This is a genomic window from Mesorhizobium sp. B3-1-9 (genome assembly GCF_006439595.1).
Taxonomy (GTDB): domain Bacteria; phylum Pseudomonadota; class Alphaproteobacteria; order Rhizobiales; family Rhizobiaceae; genus Mesorhizobium.
The window spans coordinates 1-18,775 of sequence record NZ_VFTJ01000006.1 but is presented as its reverse complement, the minus strand read 5'-3'; the positions used below and the strand labels follow the sequence as shown (position 1 = coordinate 18,775).

Genomic DNA, 18,775 nt, shown 5'->3' with positions numbered 1-18,775 from the left:
GCCTATATGCCGTCCGGCGCCATGTCGGGTCCAGCGCTTTCAGCGGCGGGTTGCTGCTTGCCGACGACGCGCTCGCGGTAGAGCGCATAGAGGCCGGAGCCGATGATGATGACTGCGCCGACGATCATGGGCAGGTCTGGGACGTCGCCGAAGATGACGAGGCCGAGCAGGATCGACCAGAGCAGGGCGGTATAGCGGTAGGATGCGATGAAGGAGATGTCGCCCGAGCGCATCGCCATTATGATGAACTGATAGCCGATGAGCACCAGCACCGCCGCCAATGCCAACAGAGCTGTCGCCTTGCCGCTCATCGGCGTCCAGCCGCCCATCGGTGACAAAAGCAGCGCACCAAGGACCGTCATGGCAAGCGCGGTCGCCGTCGACACCAGCATGGTCGGGATCGCCTCGGGGATGCGCTTGGTGGAGAGGTCGCGCACAGCGCAGCAGGCGACGCTGGCCAATGCCACCAGCGAATAGACACTGAACCCTTCGAAACCCGGCCGCACGATGATGAGCACGCCGACGAAACCGGCGGCAATGGCGGTCCAACGTCGCCAGCCGACCCTTTCGCCGAAGACCAATGCCGCGCCCATCGTGACCGCCAGCGGCAAGGCCTGCATGACGGCCGAGACATTGCCGATCGGCAGATGCGCAAGCGCGATGAGGAACGACACGGTGGCGCCCGCTTCGCCGGCGACGCGCATGGCCACCATCGGCTGCAGCATGGCCACCGGATTGGCAAGCGCGCCGCGCCGCCAGGCCAGCAGACCGACGAAGAAGGATGCGAAGGCGCCGCGCACCAGCATGACCTGCGCCATGTTCATCGATTCGGAAGAGAATTTGGTGATCGCGTCGTTCAAGGTGAAGCCGACCATGGCCACGATCATGAACAGCGCGCCGCGCAGGTTTGGCGAGAGAGGCAAAGGCGTTTCCGGATTCTATTTTAATTCAGCCGTCTAGCAGGCAGCCGGAAAACAGCAACGGCAAAGAAATGGGCCACGAATTTCTGCGTGGCCCATGAGGTCGATCTGCCGAGCTTTGGAAGGCTTACTTCGGCGTCAGAACTTCGGTGCCGTTGCCGTTCTGGCCGGCAATGGTCCACAGCCCGTGCAGGGAGCCGTCCTTCTCGATCTTGTAAACGACGAGACCGATCTCCTTGCCCATCGCATAGCCGGCGGAAAATGCATTGTCGTTGCGCATGCAGATGCCGTCCGAGGTCGAGCCGCCGGTTTCCCAGTGGATCGTGCAGGTCGTGTCGCTGGTCAGCGTGATGGTTGCCTCGCCGCCATATTTCGAGCCGTCGAAATTGGTGCCGGCGACGTTGTAGGTGCCGCCGATCGACTGAGCCGCAGCCGATACGGAAGCAACCCCAAGCATTGCAAGTGAAAGCATGAATGTGCGCATGTGCACTCCCCCCTAGCGCGAAAACCGCGCCTCGAAGGCTAGGCCGGAAAAGCTTGGCGGTAAATCGGCGGGGAAGGTAACGCGGGCGCTTTATTTTCAGGGGAGCCGGCTGGCCTCAGGGGCCGCGCAGGCTGTTGGCGATGGCGCCGACCAGCGGGTCGTATTTGGCCTTGAGCGCGGCGGGATACTCGATCCAGACGGTACGTATGACGTCGTCCTTCCCGAAGAGGCGCCGCTCGTAGAAGATCTTGCCATCCCTGGTGCCGGAAAGCACCGCCCAATCCTTGCCGGTCTTGCTGTAGGTGACCTTGTAACCCGGTTCGGTGCTGGCTTTCTCCTGGGCGACAAAACCTTGCGGCGTGTCGTTGTCGACATTGTAGATGCCGGAACAGGTCAGGCTGGCGCCGTCGGCGCTAAGCCATTGCTGCCCGTCGCCATTTTCCGGCTCGGGCATCGGCTTGTCGAAGATTTCGTCGGGGAATGTGCATGACTGGCCGAACCGCGCATTCACGTAAGTGAACGGCTTGGCCGTCGCCTCGGTCGTCGTGATTATCGATAGGGATACGACAGCCGCCAGTGACGACAAGCCGAAGCGCTGCGGACGTTGCATGATCCCCCCTTCGGTCGATGACCAGAAGAGATCATGCATCAATCAGTGGAAAAAATCAGCCGCCGGTGACGCTCATATGCCGCGACACCGAAGGGCGGCTGGTGCGGCGGTCGATGATGAAATCATGGCCCTTGGGCTTGCGGCCGATGGCCTCGTCGATGGCCTCGCCGAGCAGTTCGTTGCCTTCGGAGGCGCGCAGCGGCGCCCTGAGATCGGCGGCGTCCTCCTGGCCGAGGCACATATAGAGCGTGCCGGTGCAGGTCAGCCGCACGCGGTTGCAGCTTTCGCAGAAATTGTGCGTCATCGGCGTGATGAAGCCGAGCCGGCCGCCGGTCTCGGCGACATGGACATAGCGGGCGGGGCCGCCGGTCTTGTAAGGAATATCGGAGAGCGTGAACTGGCGTTCCAGCGACGCGCGCAGCATCGAAAGCGGCAGATACTGATCGGTGCGGTCGGCCTCGATCTCGCCCATCGGCATCGTCTCGATGAGGGTGAGGTCCATGCCGCGGCCATGCGCCCAGCGCATCAGCTCGGGGACCTCGGCGTCGTTGAAGTCGCGCAGCGCAACCGCGTTGAGCTTGATCTTCAGCCCGGCCTTCTGCGCGGCGTCGATGCCTTCCATCACCTTGCCGAGATTGCCCCAGCGCGTGATCTGGTGGAATTTCCCGGCATCGAGCGTATCGAGCGAGACGTTGATGCGCTTGACGCCGCAATCGGCGAGCTCTGCGGCGAAGCGCGAAAGCTGCGAGCCATTGGTGGTCAGCGTCAGCTCTTCCAGGGCGCCGCTCGCGAGATGCCGCGACAGCTGGCGCACCAGATGCATGATGTTCTTGCGCACCAGCGGCTCGCCGCCGGTCAGCCGCAGCTTCTTCACGCCCTTTTCGATGAAAACGGTGCAGAGCCGGTCAAGCTCTTCCAACGACAGCAGATCCTTCTTCGGTAGGAAGGTCATGTCCTCGGCCATGCAATAGGTGCAGCGGAAATCGCAGCGGTCGGTGACCGACACGCGCAGATAGCTGATCGTGCGACCGAAGGGGTCGATCATGTCCATTTGCAAGCGTTTCCCATGGCCTGAGCGGCGTCGTTATATATGGCTATGTGATACGATCCAATGCCGCATTCAAGATAGAATGTCTCGATCTTTGGTAACATTCCCCGACCGACATCGCGTGTCGGCTGCTTCCTAATGATCCTTTTCGGATCGTGCGAAGCGGCGTAGGGAAGGGCGCAACCCAGACAGGACAGCCATGACCGCGCCAAAGGAACTCAGGGTCTCGAAGGACCGCAAGCTCTTGACCGTGACCTTCCCCGGCCACCAACCGTTCGAATTGCCGGCGGAATTCCTGCGGGTGGCCTCGCCATCGGCGGAGGTGCAGGGCCATTCGCCGGAGCAGCGGGTGACGGTGCCCGGCAAGCGCAATGTCGCGATCCTCAAGATCGACCCGGTCGGCAATTATGCTGTGCGCATCACCTTCGACGATTTCCACGACACCGGCATCTTCACCTGGAACTATCTGCATACGCTCGGCCACGAAAAGGACGAGCGCTGGAACGTTTACCTTGCCGAGCTGGCCGAGAAGGGACTGAGCCGAGATCGCTAGCCTGGCGCATGGCATCCAATGTCGGCAGCCGGCTGTCGTCAAGGCGTCATGGGAATGGAGTAGCGCCGGCAAAAGGTCAGGAGACGAAAAAGATGTCGCTCATCACATCCGTCGAACAGCTCGAGGCCCTTTACGGGTTGCCGGGCGAGGCTTCGGTCGTCAAGGAGCTCGACCATGTGATTCCCGAATATGCCGCCTTCATCGAGGCGTCGCCCTTCGTGGCGCTGGCGACCAGCGGACCGGAGGGGCTCGACTGCTCGCCACGCGGCGATCTCGGGGGCTTCGTACGCATCGTCGACGACAAGACGCTGATGATGCCGGACAGGCGCGGCAACAACCGCGCCGATTCGCTGAAGAACATCATTCGCGATCCGCGCGTCGGGCTGCTCTTTCTGGTGCCGGGCTCGGGCACCACGCTGCGCGTCAACGGCCGCGCTCATATCACAACCGATGCCGGGCTTTGCGCGTCCTTCATGGTCGACGGCAAGCCGGCTCGCTCGGTCACCGTCATCGATGTCGACACGGTCTATTTCCAATGCGCCCGCGCCATCGTGCGCTCCGAACTGTGGAACCCGGCCAGGCATGTCGACCCGAAGTCGCTGCCGACGCCCGGCCAGATCCTCGAGGTCACCAGCCGCAAGAACATCGATGCCGAGGCCTATGACAGGGAATGGCCGGAGCGGGCGAAGAAAACCATGTGGTAGTTGGGCGGCTCAGGCTTCCTTCAGCACGTCGGCGATCTTGCGCATCTGCTCGCCGATCATGTCGCACTGCTCCGGCGTCGATTGGCTCATCGCCTTCTCGATCAGCGCCATGTGAACCTTCAGAGCCTTCATCAGCAGGGCTTCGCCCGCCTCGGTCAGGTTCAGCCGCAGCACCCGCTTGTCCTTTTCGTCGCCCTCGCGGCGAAGCAGGCCGCGCGCCTCGAGTTGCGGCAACAGCATGGTGATGTTGGAGCGGCCGACCAGCAGCTTGCGGGCAAGATCGTGCTGCGACATGCCCGGGTGGCGATAGAGGTTCATCAGCACGTCGAGCTGCGCCGGCTTGAGGTCGAGCGGGGCGAGCTTCACCGCCAGCGTGCGCTCCAGCACATGGCAGGCGCGCGCCACCGCAACCCAGTTGTGAAAGCGAGGATTGTCCCAGGGCAGCTCTTGTTTAATGTTCATGTTTGAACTATTATGTTCATGCTTGAACGAATGGATGGATCGCCAATATGGCATCATTTGGATTGAAGGTCATCCGCGGCGTCTTTGGCGCGGCCGAGCATGTCATGCCACGTCTCGGCGGCCGCGCCGCATTCGAATTGTTTTGCCGCACACCCAATGCCAGATCCTTGAGCGACGGTGAGCGTCGCGCTGTCGATCGCGCCTCGGACTTCATGGCCGAGGCGCGCCACCACCGGCTGAAGACCAGAACGGACTGCGTGGCGGTGCATGAATTCCGCCCGGAGCCGGGCAGGGAGTCTCGCGGAACGGTGCTCGTCATCCATGGCTGGCGTTCGCGCACCGAATATATGCGCGCCCTGATCGAAGGGTTTCGCGGCGCCGGCTACAAGGTCGTCTCGCTCGACCTGCCCGGGCATGGCCATTCGCTCGGCCGCCATCTCAACATGGTGACCGCCGTGGACGCGGCGCGGGTCGCCGGCGAATGGTTCGGCCCCTTTGCCGTCGTCGTCGGCCATTCCTTCGGCGGCGCCATTGCCGCCAATGCCGTTGCGGCATCGGTCAGGGGCATGCCGCCGCTCAAGGCGCAGAAACTGGTGCTGATTGCCGCGCCGAGCTCGCTGCCGGCAATCTTCGACGATTTCAGCGACATGATGAATGTCGGGCCGCGCTCCCGCCTCGCCATGGCGGATCGGGTAAAACATCTGTCGGGCCGGCCGCTCAGCGAATTCACCGGCGACCGCCAACTTGCGGAGGCGCCGGTACCGACGCTGATCGTCCACGCGCCGGACGACCGCGAAGTCCATGCCGACCATGCGAAGCGTTATGCGGGCGCCGGCGAGCATGTCCACCTGCATTGGGCCAATGGGCTTGGCCATCGCCGCATCCTCGCCGACAGGGATGTCGTTGCGCGCGCGGTCGGTTTCGTGACCGGGCAACGCGAAACGACCCTGCACTAGATCGTGATGGCGTTTCGTTGAATCGCCGTCACGATCTAACTCTTTGTTGGAGCATATCTTTCTCCGAAAACCGGTTCCCACTTTTCGGGGTCATGCTCTAGGAGATTTGCGGGCCTGCGTTCGGTCCCGGCCACCGCGGCCAAGGCGTGGCTCCGTTCCCGCCAGCAGCCGCTGAATGTTGGCGCGGTGGCGCAGGATCACGTAGAGGCTGCCCGCGATCACCAGCAACCGATAGGGCAATGGTTGCTCCAAGCCGCAGACAAGCGCGACCGCCGTCAGCGCCGCCAGCATCGAGCTCAGGGAAACGAACCGGAAAAGAGCGAGTGTGGCCGCAAATGCCGTGGCGGCACCCAATCCTACAGGCCATGACATCGCCAGCAGCACGCCAAGTCCCGTCGCGGCGGATTTTCCGCCGGTGAAATTCAGCCAGATCGACCGGCCGTGTCCCAGCAGCACGGCAAGTCCGGCCAGGCAAACGAGCCAGGGAGCCAAGGTCTGCAGTTCTAGCGCCGTCGGTGGCGTGGCGGACGATATCGCGTAGTACCAGGGATAAAACCAGCGAACAAAGACGATCGCCGCCACGCCTTTCAGCACATCGACAAGCAGAACCGCCAATGCCGGCCATTTGCCCAAGGTTCTGAGCACGTTGGTCGCGCCGGTGGATCTGGAGCCGTGCTCGCGTATATCGATGCCCTTGAGAAGTTTGCCGGCCAGGTAGCCGGTGGGCGTGGAACCGAGGAGATAGGCGACCGCCAATCCAACCGCGCTTGCTATCCAGAAAACCATTGGGTCGATTGATCCCAGACGTTGCGGAAAACTGTGATCAGTCGGCTTTTTTCTTCTGGCCGGGCTCGATCGGCAGGCCGGCCGCTTTCCAGGCGGTGTAGCCGCCGAGGATGTGCTTGACCGGTGTCAGGCCCATGTCCTGCGCCGTCTTGGTGGCCAAAGCCGAGCGCCAGCCGCCGGCGCAGAAGAAGACGAAGGTCTTTCCGCTGGCGAAGAACGGCTTGTGATAGGGGCTTTCGGGATCGATCCAGAATTCCAGCATGCCGCGCGTCACGTGCTTGGCGCCGGGGATCTTGCCATCGCGCTCGACCTCGCGCGGATCGCGCAGATCGACGAAGATGGTGTCTTCGTCCTCCAGCAATCCGGCCGCTTCCTCGGGCGACACAACCTCGATCTCGGCATTCGCCTCGTCGAGCAGCTGGCGATAACCTTTCTTCACGGCAAATCCTCCCCGGATTTCCAGCATAACGGCCGGAGCTTATCACGTCCGGGCCAGTTTCCGCCGATGTCTGGCGCAACGCCGCAAGCATGGCGCGAACCGAGGCAGGTCACACCGTCTCACAATGATGTGAAACTGTTCTGCAACACGGCTGCGAAAATTTATGAAAGCTTAACGAAATCGGTATGAATCGGTATAGTCACGTCATACATCCGCCATGCGGAGGGCGGGACCGTCCAGCGGCGCGGAACGGGAACCGGTTGCAACCGGTGCGGGTGAAGCATGAAAGTCCTCGGGAACAAGAAAACCCTCCTGCCGATCGCGATCGCGGCAACGCTGGCCTTCGGACAACAGCCGGCAAGCGCGCAAGGGCTGTTCGACATGCTGTTCGGCGGCGGTATCCGGCATAACCCGCAAGGTGAATTTCCGCCGCCGCCGAAGCCACGCAAGATACGGCCGGCAGAGCCCGACGGAGGCGGTGGTGGCAGTGTCAGGATCAGCAGCCCGACCTATAACACCTACAGGGCCGACAAGCTCGTTCGCGTCGATTTCAAGTCGCTGCTGCCGACGCCGCAGCCGGCGACCGCGCAGGATGCCGCCTATGTGCCGTCCGTGACGGGCAACAGCTTCCGCGACGCCGCGGCTGGCTTGAGCGAGTACGAGCTGTTCGCCGAGCCGGATATCGCCAAGGCACTGATCGCCTATTATTCGGCCAATCCGGATTTCATCTGGGTGAGCGACAACGTCCCCAACAGCCGAGCGCAGGATGCGGTGCGCGTCCTGGGCGAGGCGGCAAGTTACGGCCTGACGCCGGCCGACTATTCCGTCGATGTTCCGGCTGCCGCGACTTCCGCTACGCCTGAAGAGCGGACCAAGGAACTGGTCCGCTTCGAGATGGCGCTGTCGGCGCGCGTGCTGCGCTATGCGCAAGATGCCCAGAGTGGCCGCATCTACCCCAACCGGATGACCGGTTACTACGATTTTCCGGCCAAGCCGTTCGATCTCGAAGGCGCGCTGAAGACGCTGGCGCATACCCAGGAAGTCCGCACCTATCTCGAATCGCGCCACCCGCAGAATGCCGAGTACCAGGCGCTGCGCGTCGAATTGGAAGCGCTCGAGGCGAGCGAGGAAAACGAGATCGTCGTCGATCCGAAGCTGTTGCTCAAGCCCGGCGAGAGCAGCCCGGAACTGCCGAAGTTGCTGACGCTTATTTCCCGCAATCTCGATGATGAGATGGGTGGCAACTATGGCGAGGTGCTCGCCAGGCTGGGCAAGAGCGAGCTCTACGATCCCGAACTGGTGCCGGTGATCAAGGCCGTGCAGCAGCGCGCCGGCATGAAGGGCGACGGCGTCATCGGCCCGCGCACCGTGGCCTCACTGGCCGGCGCCTCGAAGGCCGACAAGATCGAGAAGGTCAAGGTGGCGCTCGAGGAACTGCGCTGGATGCCGTCGGATCTCGGCAGCCCGCGCGTCTTCATCAACCAGCCGGCCTTTACCGCCAGCTATATCGACAATGGCGAGGAGAAGCTGAAGACCCGCGCGGTCATCGGCCGGGTCACCAACCAGACCGCCTTCTTTTACAACCAGATCAAGCAGGTCGACTTCCACCCCTATTGGGGTGTGCCGCAGTCGATCATCGTCAACGAGATGCTGCCGAGGCTGCGCAGCGACCCGGGCTATCTCGACCGCGCCGGTTATGAGGTGACGGATTCGCGCGGCAAGCGCATCCCGTCCTCGGCGGTCAATTGGGGTGCCTATGGCGCCAACATCCCCTTCAACGTGCGGCAGCAGCCGAGCGAAGCGAATGCCTTGGGCGAATTGAAGATCCTGTTCCCCAACAAGCATGCCATCTACATGCACGACACGCCGCAGAAGTCGTTCTTCGCACGCGACATGCGCGCGCTCAGCCATGGCTGCGTGCGGTTGCAGGATCCGCGCGGCATGGCCGCCGCCGTGCTCGGCACCTCCGTCGACGATATCGCCGAGAAGCTGAAGCATGGGCATTCGACCGAGAATGTCACGCGTGTCATCCCGGTCTATGTCGCCTATTTCACCGCATGGCCAGACATGTCCGGCAAGGTCGAGTATTTCGACGACGTCTATGACCGCGATTCCAAGCTGATGCAGGCGCTCGACGCGACCGAAGCGGTGCGCACGCCGTCAAGCTGAGCGCTGTCTACTTTCAAGCAATTCCGGACGGAAGGCCACGGCGAAGCCGCCGAACCCGACTGCTTCACACGTTTCTTGGAAGTGCCTTGATGAGCGGCCGGCGGAAGCCGGCGTCGCGCCCCGCGATAAGCCAGTAGACCAGCCCGGCCACGACGCCGGCGGCGGCGATGATACCCATGTCGGCCCAGCGTTCCGGATCATCGGCGGCGTCCGGCCAGATCAACATGAAACCGGCCGCCGCTGCGGCAGCGCCGAACAGCATGTGCAGCCAAAGGCTTCGCAACGAAAGGAACTCGGCGATCAGGGCGAAGACCAGCGTCTGCATTCCGGTCAGGATGATCGCCAGGAAGTAGACGAACATGCCGAGAGGCGGCACCACCAACACGGCGACTGGCGTGAACTCCATAAGCTCGAAGTAGCCCGGCGCGTTGGGCAGCGAACTCAGTATCGCGTAGATCACCACCACTGCGATCAACCCGACAAGCACCGCGACCAGATAGCCGACAAGCACCATCAGGATGCGCTTCAGGACGTAGCCGATCATTGCCATGCACCCCCGTGCCCGCAATCATGGCGGGCAGTCAGCCACCAAAGTTGTGACGATGCAAGGGCGTCCATAGCGCTGGTTCCGCAACGCGGCGTCAGGGTTCTCAGGCGCCGCCGCACAGATGCTGGGAGTCGGGCAGGGCCCATGCGCCTTTGGCGGCGAGGTCGACGGCGTAGTAGACCCTGCCGCGCAGATCGTCTTTCGGACAGTCGCGCGGGATAGCGATCAGGCATATGACGACCGGATCGCCGACCTTGGAACTCGCCAGTCCCGGTTCGCGGTCATAGGAGACCGCCGTGCCGCCGTTGGTAAATCTCGCCGCGCTGCCGGCTTCCGGGCTGGCGGTTTCCAGCGGGTCGTCACCCAGCCTCGTCGTCAGCACCGATATATGGGTGAAGCCGCATTTTCCGATCGATACGGCCAGGGGCTGATCGGTCGGCTGCCGCGTTCTTACCGCAAGGTCGAGCGCCTTCTTGCCGATGAGCGCGATATTGTAGTCCTGCACCCATTGCGGTGCATTGCCGTAAGTCTGCAGCGCATTGTTCTGCGCGCTGACGATGCAGGCTGCGTCCGTCTTGCAGGCATTCCGATCGGCGACCAGTTTCCTGGCGATCCCGCGTTTGTCGCCGCCGAAGGCGGGTTCGAAACCGGCATAGGCCTTGGTGACCAAAGCATCGATGGCCGACATTTGTGGGTCGGCGCAGATCGCTATCTCGGCTGGCAACTGCGCCTTTCGGCAGTCGAAAGAGGGGCCATCCGCGAGCGCCTGGCCCGATGTCCCAAGCATCGATGCGGCTACCAGCAGGACGTGAGCGCAGATGTGAAGCCGCATGTCTGTCCTCTGGTCCGGCCTGTTTCGACAAGCAATCTATGCCGAACGCAGGCCTTGCGGAATGGCGGAGGCAGGCAACCGAACGAGGCCTATTTGGGTTCGCCGGTCACGGGATCGTAGGTGATTTGGACCTTGGCCTTGTCCGTGGTGTAGTAGGTGACGGTGTAGCCGTCGCTATCCCAATCGACCTCCTTCACATAGCGGAAGTCGGTGCGGTGCTCGACCTTGGCGACAATCTCGGACAATTTCTTTGCATTTTGCGGCGGCAGCGGCTGGTCGTCTGCTGCGAAGGCTTGTCCACTGACAAGCAGGAAAGCGATACAGGTTGCTAAAACAACAGTGCGCATGAGAGCCCTCAAATCTCGTCGGCGTAAGTGCCGTCAGAAACTCGCACGCAGGCGGGTTGGTTCCGCAGCGCCGCAATAGCGGGTTTTTGCAGCGCATGCCTCGATGTGACCGATCCTTGCCGGCGGAAACAGGGTCAGTATTGTTCGGCGGAGAAAATATAATAATTTCAAATGGTAAAGTCGCGGTTCGGATGTGTCTCCTGACGTAACGAACGACTAACCATGCCCCGGACGATGAATTCGTCATATTAGCCGTTCGTGGTAGAGCTTTCGGCAAGACCCTGATAGAATTCCGGTCATAACAGGGTGGCAACAGTGCGCCGGGCCTGCCGAGGATTTCCGTCGGCAGACGGCGACGCGTTTTTTTGAGCGCAGGTCACCTGTTCTGGACTGAAACGGGGACTGGGGGCTCGATCATGGCTGAACGGAATTATACCCGTCAGCTTGCGACAATCATTTCGATCGACGCCGTGGGATTCTCGAGGCTTATGGGCATCGACGACGAGTCGGCTGTCGCCGCCTTCGAGGAAAGGCGCGACATCATCGCTGGCAGTTGCGGCGCATTTGGCGGGCGCACGTTCGGCGATGCCGGCGACAGCATCATGGCCGAATTCGGCAACCCGATCGAAGCCTTGCGCGCGGCCTTCGATTTCCAGGCCCGGATCGTGGCGCTGAATACGGCAGTCGCCGAGGACATGCGCATGCCGTTTCGCGCCGGGATCAACACCGGCGACGTCATCGTCCGGGAGGGCCGTCTTTACGGCGACGACGTCAATATCGCAGCCCGCCTTCAGGAATTCGCGCCGCATGACGGCGTCGCCATCTCGGCGACGACGTGGCATCACGTGAAGGACAAGACGGCGGCGGTCTTCACCGATCTCGGCGAGTTCAGCCTGAAGAACATCGCCCTGCCGGTGCAGGTCCTGATCGCCGGTCGCGGCGGCAACGGCCCTGTCGCGACGGCGTCCTTCGCTTCCATTCCCACCACGCCCAGTCGTTCCAGGCCGATCGCCAAGGGGCCCCCGGCAATCGCCGTGCTGCCGTTGCAGGGCAACGGAAGCGAACCCGATGTCGGCTATATGGCCGACGGTATCGCCGAGGACATCATCTACGGTCTCTCCAACACGCGCTGGCTCTCTGTCATCGCCAAGGGCTCGAGCTTCCAGTTTCGCGACGACAGCCTCGGCACGAGGCTCATCGGCAACGCGCTGGGCGCTCGCTACATCGTCAGCGGTACGCTGGCGCGCTCCGACAGGCAGATTCGTCTCAACGCGTCGCTCACCGACACCTCGAACGGGCGCCTGGTCTGGTCGCAACGCTTCGACCGCGACCTCGTCGATATCTTCAGCCTGCGCGACCAGATCGGCAGCGAGATCGTTTCCATCCTCGACAAGGAGGTCGACCGCGCCGAGCAGGCTCGCACGTTCCAGGTGCCGTGGGAAAGCCTCGAAACCTGGCAACTGGTCAGGCGCGGCCGTTGGCACATGAACAGGCGGACACGTCGCGATACCGAAATCGCGCTCGACTTCTTCGACAAGGCCTACCAGGAAGATCCGAACTCGAGCGCCGTGCTCAATGAGCTCGCATGGTGGTATTTCTGGCGGGCCTGGCTGCGTTTCGGCGACAGCGACGATCTGGAGAAAGTCGAGACGCTTGCGCGCAAGGCGCTTCTGATGGACAGCCTCGATGCGCGCCCGCATGCCTATCTCGGCGCGGCCGACATCATGCGCGGCCTTCCGGCGTTGGCGGCCGAGCATCTTGCCGAAGCGATCCACATCAATCCGAGCTTCGCCTTCGCCCGCTCGGCCATGGGCAGCGCGTATCTTCTGCTTGGCGATGCGACCGGCGCGATACCGTTCTTCCTCGATACCGAGCGGTTGAGCCCGTTCGACCTCTATCGCTTCCACAATCTGGGGGAACTGGCCGCGGCCTATTGCTTCGTCGAGGACTGGGAGGCCGCGATCGCCAACGCCGAGCGCTCGCTCAACCTGTCGCCAAGTTACTTCTACGCGAGGTTCCTGAAGACAGGCGCCCTGATGAGAAGCGGGCGGCGCGACGAGGCGGCGCATGAGCTTGCGATTTTCATGACCAGGCATCCCGATTTTTCCGAGCAGAGGATACGCTGGATACCGTTCGTGGATCCGGCCAAGAACAATTTCCTGATCGGCAATTTCGATCGGGCCAAGTCCGCCGCATGATCGCCGGGGCCGACAACAAATGACTGTGATCGAATTCACATACGCCGGACCGATGCAAACCTAGGCCAGACAATGCCGGCATCGCATTGACGTGGATGGCCGGGGGGCTTGAACGCGATGATCACTTTGAAGTACTTCGCCGCCGTCCGCGCCGCTCAGAAGAGCCAGCGTCCGCTCGCCGAAATGCCACCGTTCGACATCAATCGGCTGCGTTCCAAGAGCGGCTTTGCTTCCCGCATCGTCGGTTTTCTTCTTGGCGATCCGCGCTGGCTGCTGGCGCTGCTGCGCCGTTTCTGGCCGAATCTCGGCTTCGGCAATTTCCTGCTCGTTACCAAGGGCGCGGATGTTCGCGACATATTGGAGCGGGGCGACGAGTTCGAAACGCCTTACGGCCCGGAAATGGCCGAACTCGCCCGCGGCTCGAATTTCATTCTAGGCATGCAGGACGGCGCCGCGTACCGGCAGATGAAATCGGCGGTGCTGAGCGCTTTCCCGCCGGCGGAGGTCGAAGCCGCCGTCAGGCCGATCGCCGAGCGCCATTCGCGCGACATCATGACCCGCGCCAGTCCCGGCTTCGATGCCATCGCCGGATTGATGAAGATCTTGCCGGTGCGTATCTGCCGCGATTATTTCGGCCTTGAGATCGACGACGAAACCGAGTTCGCCGACTGGTCGATCGCGCTCAGCGCGCTGTTCTTTTCCGACCCGACGGCAAATCCCGCCACGCGCCAGCTTGCCGTGGTCGGCGGCGATCGGCTGATCAAAATCATAGACCGCTCGATTGCCGCGGTCAGGGAAAGAGCGGGCAAGGACGACCGGCCGCTTGCCCGCCTCGTCGCGCTGATGGACCAAGGGCGCCTGTCGTTGCCCGACATCCATTCCATCATGCTCGGCATGGTCGCAGGCTTTGTGCCGACCAATGTGCTTGCCGGCAGCAATTGCCTGGATGTGATCCTGTCGCGATCCGATGCGCGGCGGGCCGTGGATGAGGCCATCGCGGCCGGCGATACCGGCAAACTCGACCGGGCGATCATGGAAGCCATGCGGTTCAAACCGATCTGGATCGGGCCATGGCGCTATACCAGACGTGACGCAATCATCGGCAAGGGCACGCGCCGCGAGCGGCTGGTCAAGGCCGGAACGGTGGTCATGCCGGCGACGCTTTCGGCGATGTTCGATCCGGAGATCGTGCAGCGGCCGAACGAGTTCGATACGTCGCGCCCGCATCGCGATTACATGGTTTTCGGCTACGGCATCCATTTGTGCATCGGCGCCGAAATCGCCCGCATCCAGATCGGCGAATGCATCCGCGCCCTGTTCAGCAAACCGAAGCTCGCCCGCGCGCGGGGCAGGGCCGGAAAGATGGCCAATGTCGGCGCCTATCCGGCAAGCCTCAAGGTCGACTTCGAGCGCTCGCCGCTTTGCCGTACCGCCGACCAGTCGATGGTGACGGTTGTTTGCCCGATCACCCGCTCCATGCCGCTCGATGCGGTGCGCGACAAGGTCGCCGACCTCGGCAATCCCGCGATCGGCGAGCTTAGCGACGCGCTCGACAAGGTCGGCACCATACATTTCACCAGCCTGGCGGTCGCTCCCACCGGCAAGGATGAAAAGACGGGGATGGAGGCCGGCGCGCTGGTGTTCGAAATCTCCGGCGACGGCAGCACCGACGATGTCATAACCGCCATCGCGCAATCGATCGGGCACCGGCTGCGGCCGATCTTCAGGGATGTCTGCGGCTTGCCGGACGGCGGCTCGCTGGAGGATTTCCTGAAGAGGAACCACATAGAGATATCGCCGTCCTTCGGCAGCGCCGCGGGGCTCGTCTTCTCCGGCACGCCCGGCCATTCCGTACGCCGCATTCTTGCCGAGGCACGGCTCGCCGACAGCGTGCGCGAGATCGCCGAAAAGCCACGCGCGGGCGCCGGCAATGCGATGGATGTGCTCGCCGAGGCGCGCCGGCATGTCCGCTGCCTCGGGCAATTCGGCTGGGCGTTCGAGCCCGCCGAAAGCCTGCTGGAAAGACCGCCGGGTCACTGGGCGCGCGCGCTGACGACGACGCTGCTGACGCCGGCGATGTTCGTCACTGTCGCGATCGTCGTTCTAGCCTTTTGGCGCATGACCTATGTGCTGGTGTTCGGAAACCCGCATGGCGTCACCTTTGCCAACATCGCGATCGCCGGCGCCGCGCTTCTGCTTACGGTGCTCGGTCTGCTGGCTATTCTGGCTCTGTTCATGGTCCTTTGCTTCCTGGCGTTGCGGCGGCTGGAGGACAAGGACCGGCCGGCGAACACGCCCGTCGACATCGGCGCGCTGGAAAAGATCCTCGCCAATGAGGACCACTGCGCGCAGAACAACCTGACGGCGATCTCGACGATGAAGCCGGGCATCCTGCGGCGGCTGGCGCTGCGGCTCTCCTTCTATCTGATCTCGATATCGGCGCAGAAAGTGTTCAGGCCGGGCTTCCTCGCCACCATCAACACCATTCATTTCGCCCGCTGGGTGCTTTTGCCCGGCACCGACAGGCTGATGTTCTTCTCCAATTACGGTGGCAGCTGGGAAAGTTATCTGGAGGATTTCATTGCCAAGGCCTCAGCCGGTCTGACCGGCGTTTGGAGCAACACCGAAGGCTATCCGCGCACGCGCTGGCTGTTCCTGGACGGCGCGCGCGACGGCGATCGTTTCAAGCGCTGGGCGCGGCGCCAGCAGGTGCCGACGCTGTTCTGGTACAGCGCCTATCCGCACCTCAACACACCGCGCATCCGCATCAACTCCAGGATCAGGCGCGGCATCGCATCGGCCACCGGCAACGAGGCGCGCGACTGGCTGAGCCTGTTCGGTTCGCTGCCGCGCCCGCAAGCACGGCCGGCGGACGCGACCAGCCTGCCTGAACCGCCGTCCGCGCCGCTCGAAGAGCTGGAATCCGGGGAAATCCAATCCATCTTCTTTGGACCCTTCGGCGCGCTCGGCCACGCGCATATGCTTGCGATCCAGGTGCCGGAAGGGTTGCCGGCAACCAAGCGCAAGGCGTGGCTCGATTCCGTCATCGACAGAACCAGTTTCGGCGACGGCGTGCCGGCCGGCCGCGCCATGACCGTGGCGTTCGGCCCCAACGGGCTGCGCCGGCTCGGACTGGAAGGTGGCGTCGACGACGAGCCGCTGGACACGTTTCCTGTCGCCTTCCGGCAAGGCATGGGAACGCCCGAGCGCAGCCGCATTCTCAACGACACCGGTCCCGACGCACCCGACAAATGGCAGTGGGGGTCGTCCGCCAAGCCCGTCGACGTCGTCATCGTCTGCTATGCCGGGACGCCGGCGGCGTTGAAGGCAGAAATCGCGGCCATGAAGCGACAGACGACAGGCGCAGGGATGTCCGTGGCCGCCGAACTGCCGCTGATGGTGCGGCGCGACGGCAAGCGGGCGGTCGAGCATTTCGGCTTCGTCGACGGCGTCTCGCAACCGATCGTCCGGGGCACGCAGCGCGCCGCCAAAGGAGCGGCGCCCATGCATCTGCTGGCGCCCGGCGAGTTCCTGTTCGGCTATCGCGACGAGCATGGCTTCTATCCGGCTTCGCCGTCGGTGGAGGCGGCGCTGGATCGCACCGGCATCCTGTCGCAGGTGCGGCGCAACCGTCAGATACCGGGGCAACCGCCTCCACCGCGCGATTTCGGCCGCAACGGCACCTTCCTCGTCGTGCGCCAATTCGAGCAGCATGTCGAATTGTTCGACGATTATTGCAGGAAAGCCGCGACGCAGGCTGCCGATGAGACCGGCGACCCCGCCATCGATCAGCGCTGGGTGGCGGCAAAGATGCTCGGCCGCTGGCAGGACGGCAGCTCGCTGGTGCGCAATCCGAACGGGCGCCCGGGCCGCGGCATCGACAATGATTTCGCGCTCGGCGCCGAGGACCCGCAAGGACATGCCTGTCCGCTCGGCTCGCACATACGTCGGTCCAACCCGCGCGATTCGCTCGGCGAGGACCGCGAGACGCAGATCAGGATCGGCAAGCGCCACCGCATCCTGCGCGTCGGCCGCACCTACGAGAAGAAGGACAGGGGCGGAAAGACCGAGAAGGGTCTGCTCTTCATGTGCCTCAACGCGGATATCGAACGTCAATACGAGTTCATCCAGCAGACCTGGGTCTCGTCGAACTCGTTCCAGGGCCTTGTCGGCGAGACGGATCCGACGATCGGCGCACGGGGCGGCGGCGGCCGGTTTTCGATCCCTTCCTGGGAAAAGGTCACCGTCTTGAAGGATGTGCCGCAGTTCGTCACCACCAAGGGCGGCGGCTATTTCTTCATGCCAAGCCGCTCGGCAATGCGCTATCTGATCTCGCGGCTCTGACCGGGTGCGGCGAATCGACGGAGCTGTGGCGAAGTCGCCGAGCAGGCCATGGCGGAGTCGGCGAGCGGGCTACGGCGAAGTGGCCGAGCCAGCTACGGCGAAACCGCCGAGCCTGATTGCTCAGTCGTCGTCCTGGGAATCGGCGATGTGGTTCAGCGCGGCGGCGTTGGTGATGCGCAAGCCACCGCGCTTGATGGCGATCATCTGCCGGCTGCGCCAGTCGTTCAGCGTCTTGTTGACGGATTCGCGCGTCGCGCCGAGGAATTCGCCGAGCTCCGACTGCGAAATCGGAATCCAGCCGGCGCTGTCCGCCATGACGCCGCTCAGGAACACCAGCCGCTTTGCCAGCCTGGCCTCGATGCCGAAAAAGGCCTGGTCGCCCAGCTCGCCGCTGACCCAGCGCAGCCGCGTGCACAGCAATTCGATCATCGCGCGGGCAAGGGGCGGGTTTTTCTCAATGCGGTCAAAGAGTTGCGTCCGGCTCAGCGAAACCAGCTCGCAGGGGGTGAGGCAGATGGCGGTTGCCGTGCGCGGGCGCCCGTCCAGCGCCCCGATCTCTCCTACGAGGCTGCGCGACAGCTCGATATTGGCCACCAGCTTTTGCCCGCCGGGCGAATAGATCGAAATCTCGACGGTGCCGCTCATCACGCCATAGATGCGGTCGGACGCATCCTCCTGGACGAACAAATGCTGGCCGGCCGCATAGCGCTCCAGCTTGCAGCCGCCGAACAGCAGGTCGAACTGGCGCGGGTCGATGCGCGCCAGGCGCGGCAGGTTCCTGTCGTCCGCGCCGTTTGTAGCCATCATACGATTCCGCCTCTCGTTAGACGGAAATTGTAGGATAAGTGCGTGCTCGATCAAAGCGTCGTCTCCTTCTGTGGTGGCTCGCCGAATTCTCGGGGTGACGGACGGAAGACCAAAGTCACGCCTGACACGCCGAAATCGGATAAGCCGGCAAACGTAAGGAGACCGGGCGCACTGGCGGTTGCGGGCCGATCCTTGGAACGCCGTCCGCGCGCTTGGGTGGGAGGTGCCCATGCGCGCAGACAGCAAACCTGAAAATGGCTAGGTGATCGAAATTTCTCCTCGATAACCGCATCCAAATCGCAGTCCGGCAGCAACTGCGGACGCCGCAGTCAGCTAGGGTCGTCGATGCCGCCGTTGCAACATCCGAGCGCAAGCCCTGTCCGAAGTATGTGAAGGTGCTCACAGATATGCGCGCCGGCCGGACCGATGGTTATTTTGGAAATGCATGGTTCACGCCTCGATCGATCTTCGCCATGCGGCCGTCATGATTGGCTAAGGTTTGTTGATATTCAGGATTCCCATCTTGGCTTGGTCGTGATTCAAGCTTTTGATGGAACGATTCGTGCTGA

General features: G+C 63.1%; 17 protein-coding genes. 6 read left to right on the top strand and 11 right to left on the bottom strand.

All coding sequences use genetic code 11. From position 1 onward, the window contains the following. Positions 1 to 2: 2 nt before the first annotated feature. From FJW07_RS12600 to moaA, 4 genes are all read right to left on the bottom strand, one after another. Positions 3 to 923: a DMT family transporter gene (locus tag FJW07_RS12600; protein WP_140856738.1), complete on the bottom strand. Its 921-nt coding sequence runs from the start codon at positions 921 to 923 to the stop codon at positions 3 to 5. Positions 924 to 1,047: 124 nt separating this feature from the next. Next, positions 1,048 to 1,404 carry a hypothetical protein gene (locus FJW07_RS12595; protein ID WP_140642592.1) on the bottom strand — a complete coding sequence of 119 codons (357 nt, stop codon included), beginning with the start codon at positions 1,402 to 1,404 and terminating at the stop codon, positions 1,048 to 1,050. Positions 1,405 to 1,519: 115 nt separating this feature from the next. Further along, a complete protein-coding gene (locus FJW07_RS12590; RefSeq protein WP_181182620.1) occupies positions 1,520 to 2,014 on the bottom strand; it encodes a hypothetical protein in 495 nt (164 codons plus the stop codon). 55 nt (positions 2,015 to 2,069) lie between these two features. Then, complete coding sequence (gene moaA, locus FJW07_RS12585; RefSeq protein WP_140856736.1) at positions 2,070 to 3,065, bottom strand: GTP 3',8-cyclase MoaA; 996 nt, start codon at positions 3,063 to 3,065, stop codon at positions 2,070 to 2,072. A 196-nt stretch (positions 3,066 to 3,261) separates the two neighbouring features. On the opposite strand from moaA, the gene FJW07_RS12580 reads away from it, so the two are divergent. Next, complete coding sequence (locus FJW07_RS12580; protein WP_140856734.1) at positions 3,262 to 3,615, top strand: DUF971 domain-containing protein; 354 nt, start codon at positions 3,262 to 3,264, stop codon at positions 3,613 to 3,615. Between the two features lie 92 nt (positions 3,616 to 3,707). Further along, on the top strand, positions 3,708 to 4,319 hold the full coding sequence (locus tag FJW07_RS12575) for a pyridoxamine 5'-phosphate oxidase family protein (RefSeq protein ID WP_140856733.1): 612 nt from the start codon (positions 3,708 to 3,710) through the stop codon (positions 4,317 to 4,319). A gap of 9 nt (positions 4,320 to 4,328) precedes the next feature. On the opposite strand, the gene FJW07_RS12570 is transcribed toward FJW07_RS12575, so the two are convergent. Beyond that, the gene (locus tag FJW07_RS12570) at positions 4,329 to 4,781 is read right to left on the bottom strand and encodes a MarR family transcriptional regulator (RefSeq protein ID WP_140856731.1); all 453 of its coding nucleotides are present in this window, start codon (positions 4,779 to 4,781) and stop codon (positions 4,329 to 4,331) included. Positions 4,782 to 4,828: 47 nt separating this feature from the next. Here FJW07_RS12570 and FJW07_RS12565 point away from each other — a divergent pair, with 47 nt between their 5' ends. Next, a complete protein-coding gene (locus tag FJW07_RS12565) occupies positions 4,829 to 5,737 on the top strand; it encodes an alpha/beta hydrolase (RefSeq protein WP_140856729.1) in 909 nt (302 codons plus the stop codon). Between the two features lie 90 nt (positions 5,738 to 5,827). On the opposite strand, the gene plsY is transcribed toward FJW07_RS12565, so the two are convergent. Next, the gene (gene plsY, locus FJW07_RS12560) at positions 5,828 to 6,523 is read right to left on the bottom strand and encodes a glycerol-3-phosphate 1-O-acyltransferase PlsY (RefSeq protein WP_140856727.1); all 696 of its coding nucleotides are present in this window, start codon (positions 6,521 to 6,523) and stop codon (positions 5,828 to 5,830) included. A gap of 37 nt (positions 6,524 to 6,560) precedes the next feature. Further along, complete coding sequence (locus tag FJW07_RS12555; RefSeq protein WP_140642578.1) at positions 6,561 to 6,962, bottom strand: rhodanese-like domain-containing protein; 402 nt, start codon at positions 6,960 to 6,962, stop codon at positions 6,561 to 6,563. A 282-nt stretch (positions 6,963 to 7,244) separates the two neighbouring features. Here FJW07_RS12555 and FJW07_RS12550 point away from each other — a divergent pair, with 282 nt between their 5' ends. Next, a complete protein-coding gene (locus FJW07_RS12550) occupies positions 7,245 to 9,131 on the top strand; it encodes a murein L,D-transpeptidase (protein WP_140782769.1) in 1,887 nt (628 codons plus the stop codon). A 64-nt stretch (positions 9,132 to 9,195) separates the two neighbouring features. Here the strand turns inward: FJW07_RS12550 and FJW07_RS12545 are convergent, their stop codons facing one another. From FJW07_RS12545 to FJW07_RS12535, 3 genes are all read right to left on the bottom strand, one after another. Further along, positions 9,196 to 9,681, bottom strand: coding sequence for a hypothetical protein (locus FJW07_RS12545; RefSeq protein WP_140782768.1), 486 nt, complete (start codon positions 9,679 to 9,681; stop codon positions 9,196 to 9,198). A gap of 100 nt (positions 9,682 to 9,781) precedes the next feature. Then, a complete protein-coding gene (locus FJW07_RS12540; RefSeq protein WP_246680745.1) occupies positions 9,782 to 10,366 on the bottom strand; it encodes a hypothetical protein in 585 nt (194 codons plus the stop codon). Positions 10,367 to 10,599: 233 nt separating this feature from the next. Continuing rightward, complete coding sequence (locus tag FJW07_RS12535; RefSeq protein WP_140657845.1) at positions 10,600 to 10,857, bottom strand: PepSY domain-containing protein; 258 nt, start codon at positions 10,855 to 10,857, stop codon at positions 10,600 to 10,602. 416 nt (positions 10,858 to 11,273) lie between these two features. Here FJW07_RS12535 and FJW07_RS12530 point away from each other — a divergent pair, with 416 nt between their 5' ends. Further along, positions 11,274 to 13,055, top strand: a complete 1,782-nt coding sequence (locus tag FJW07_RS12530) for an adenylate/guanylate cyclase domain-containing protein (RefSeq protein WP_140856725.1) — start codon at positions 11,274 to 11,276, stop codon at positions 13,053 to 13,055. A gap of 117 nt (positions 13,056 to 13,172) precedes the next feature. Next, complete coding sequence (locus FJW07_RS12525; RefSeq protein WP_140856724.1) at positions 13,173 to 17,399, top strand: cytochrome P450; 4,227 nt, start codon at positions 13,173 to 13,175, stop codon at positions 17,397 to 17,399. A 120-nt stretch (positions 17,400 to 17,519) separates the two neighbouring features. Here the strand turns inward: FJW07_RS12525 and FJW07_RS12520 are convergent, their stop codons facing one another. Then, positions 17,520 to 18,203, bottom strand: coding sequence for a Crp/Fnr family transcriptional regulator (locus FJW07_RS12520; RefSeq protein WP_140642978.1), 684 nt, complete (start codon positions 18,201 to 18,203; stop codon positions 17,520 to 17,522). Positions 18,204 to 18,775 lie beyond the last annotated feature (572 nt).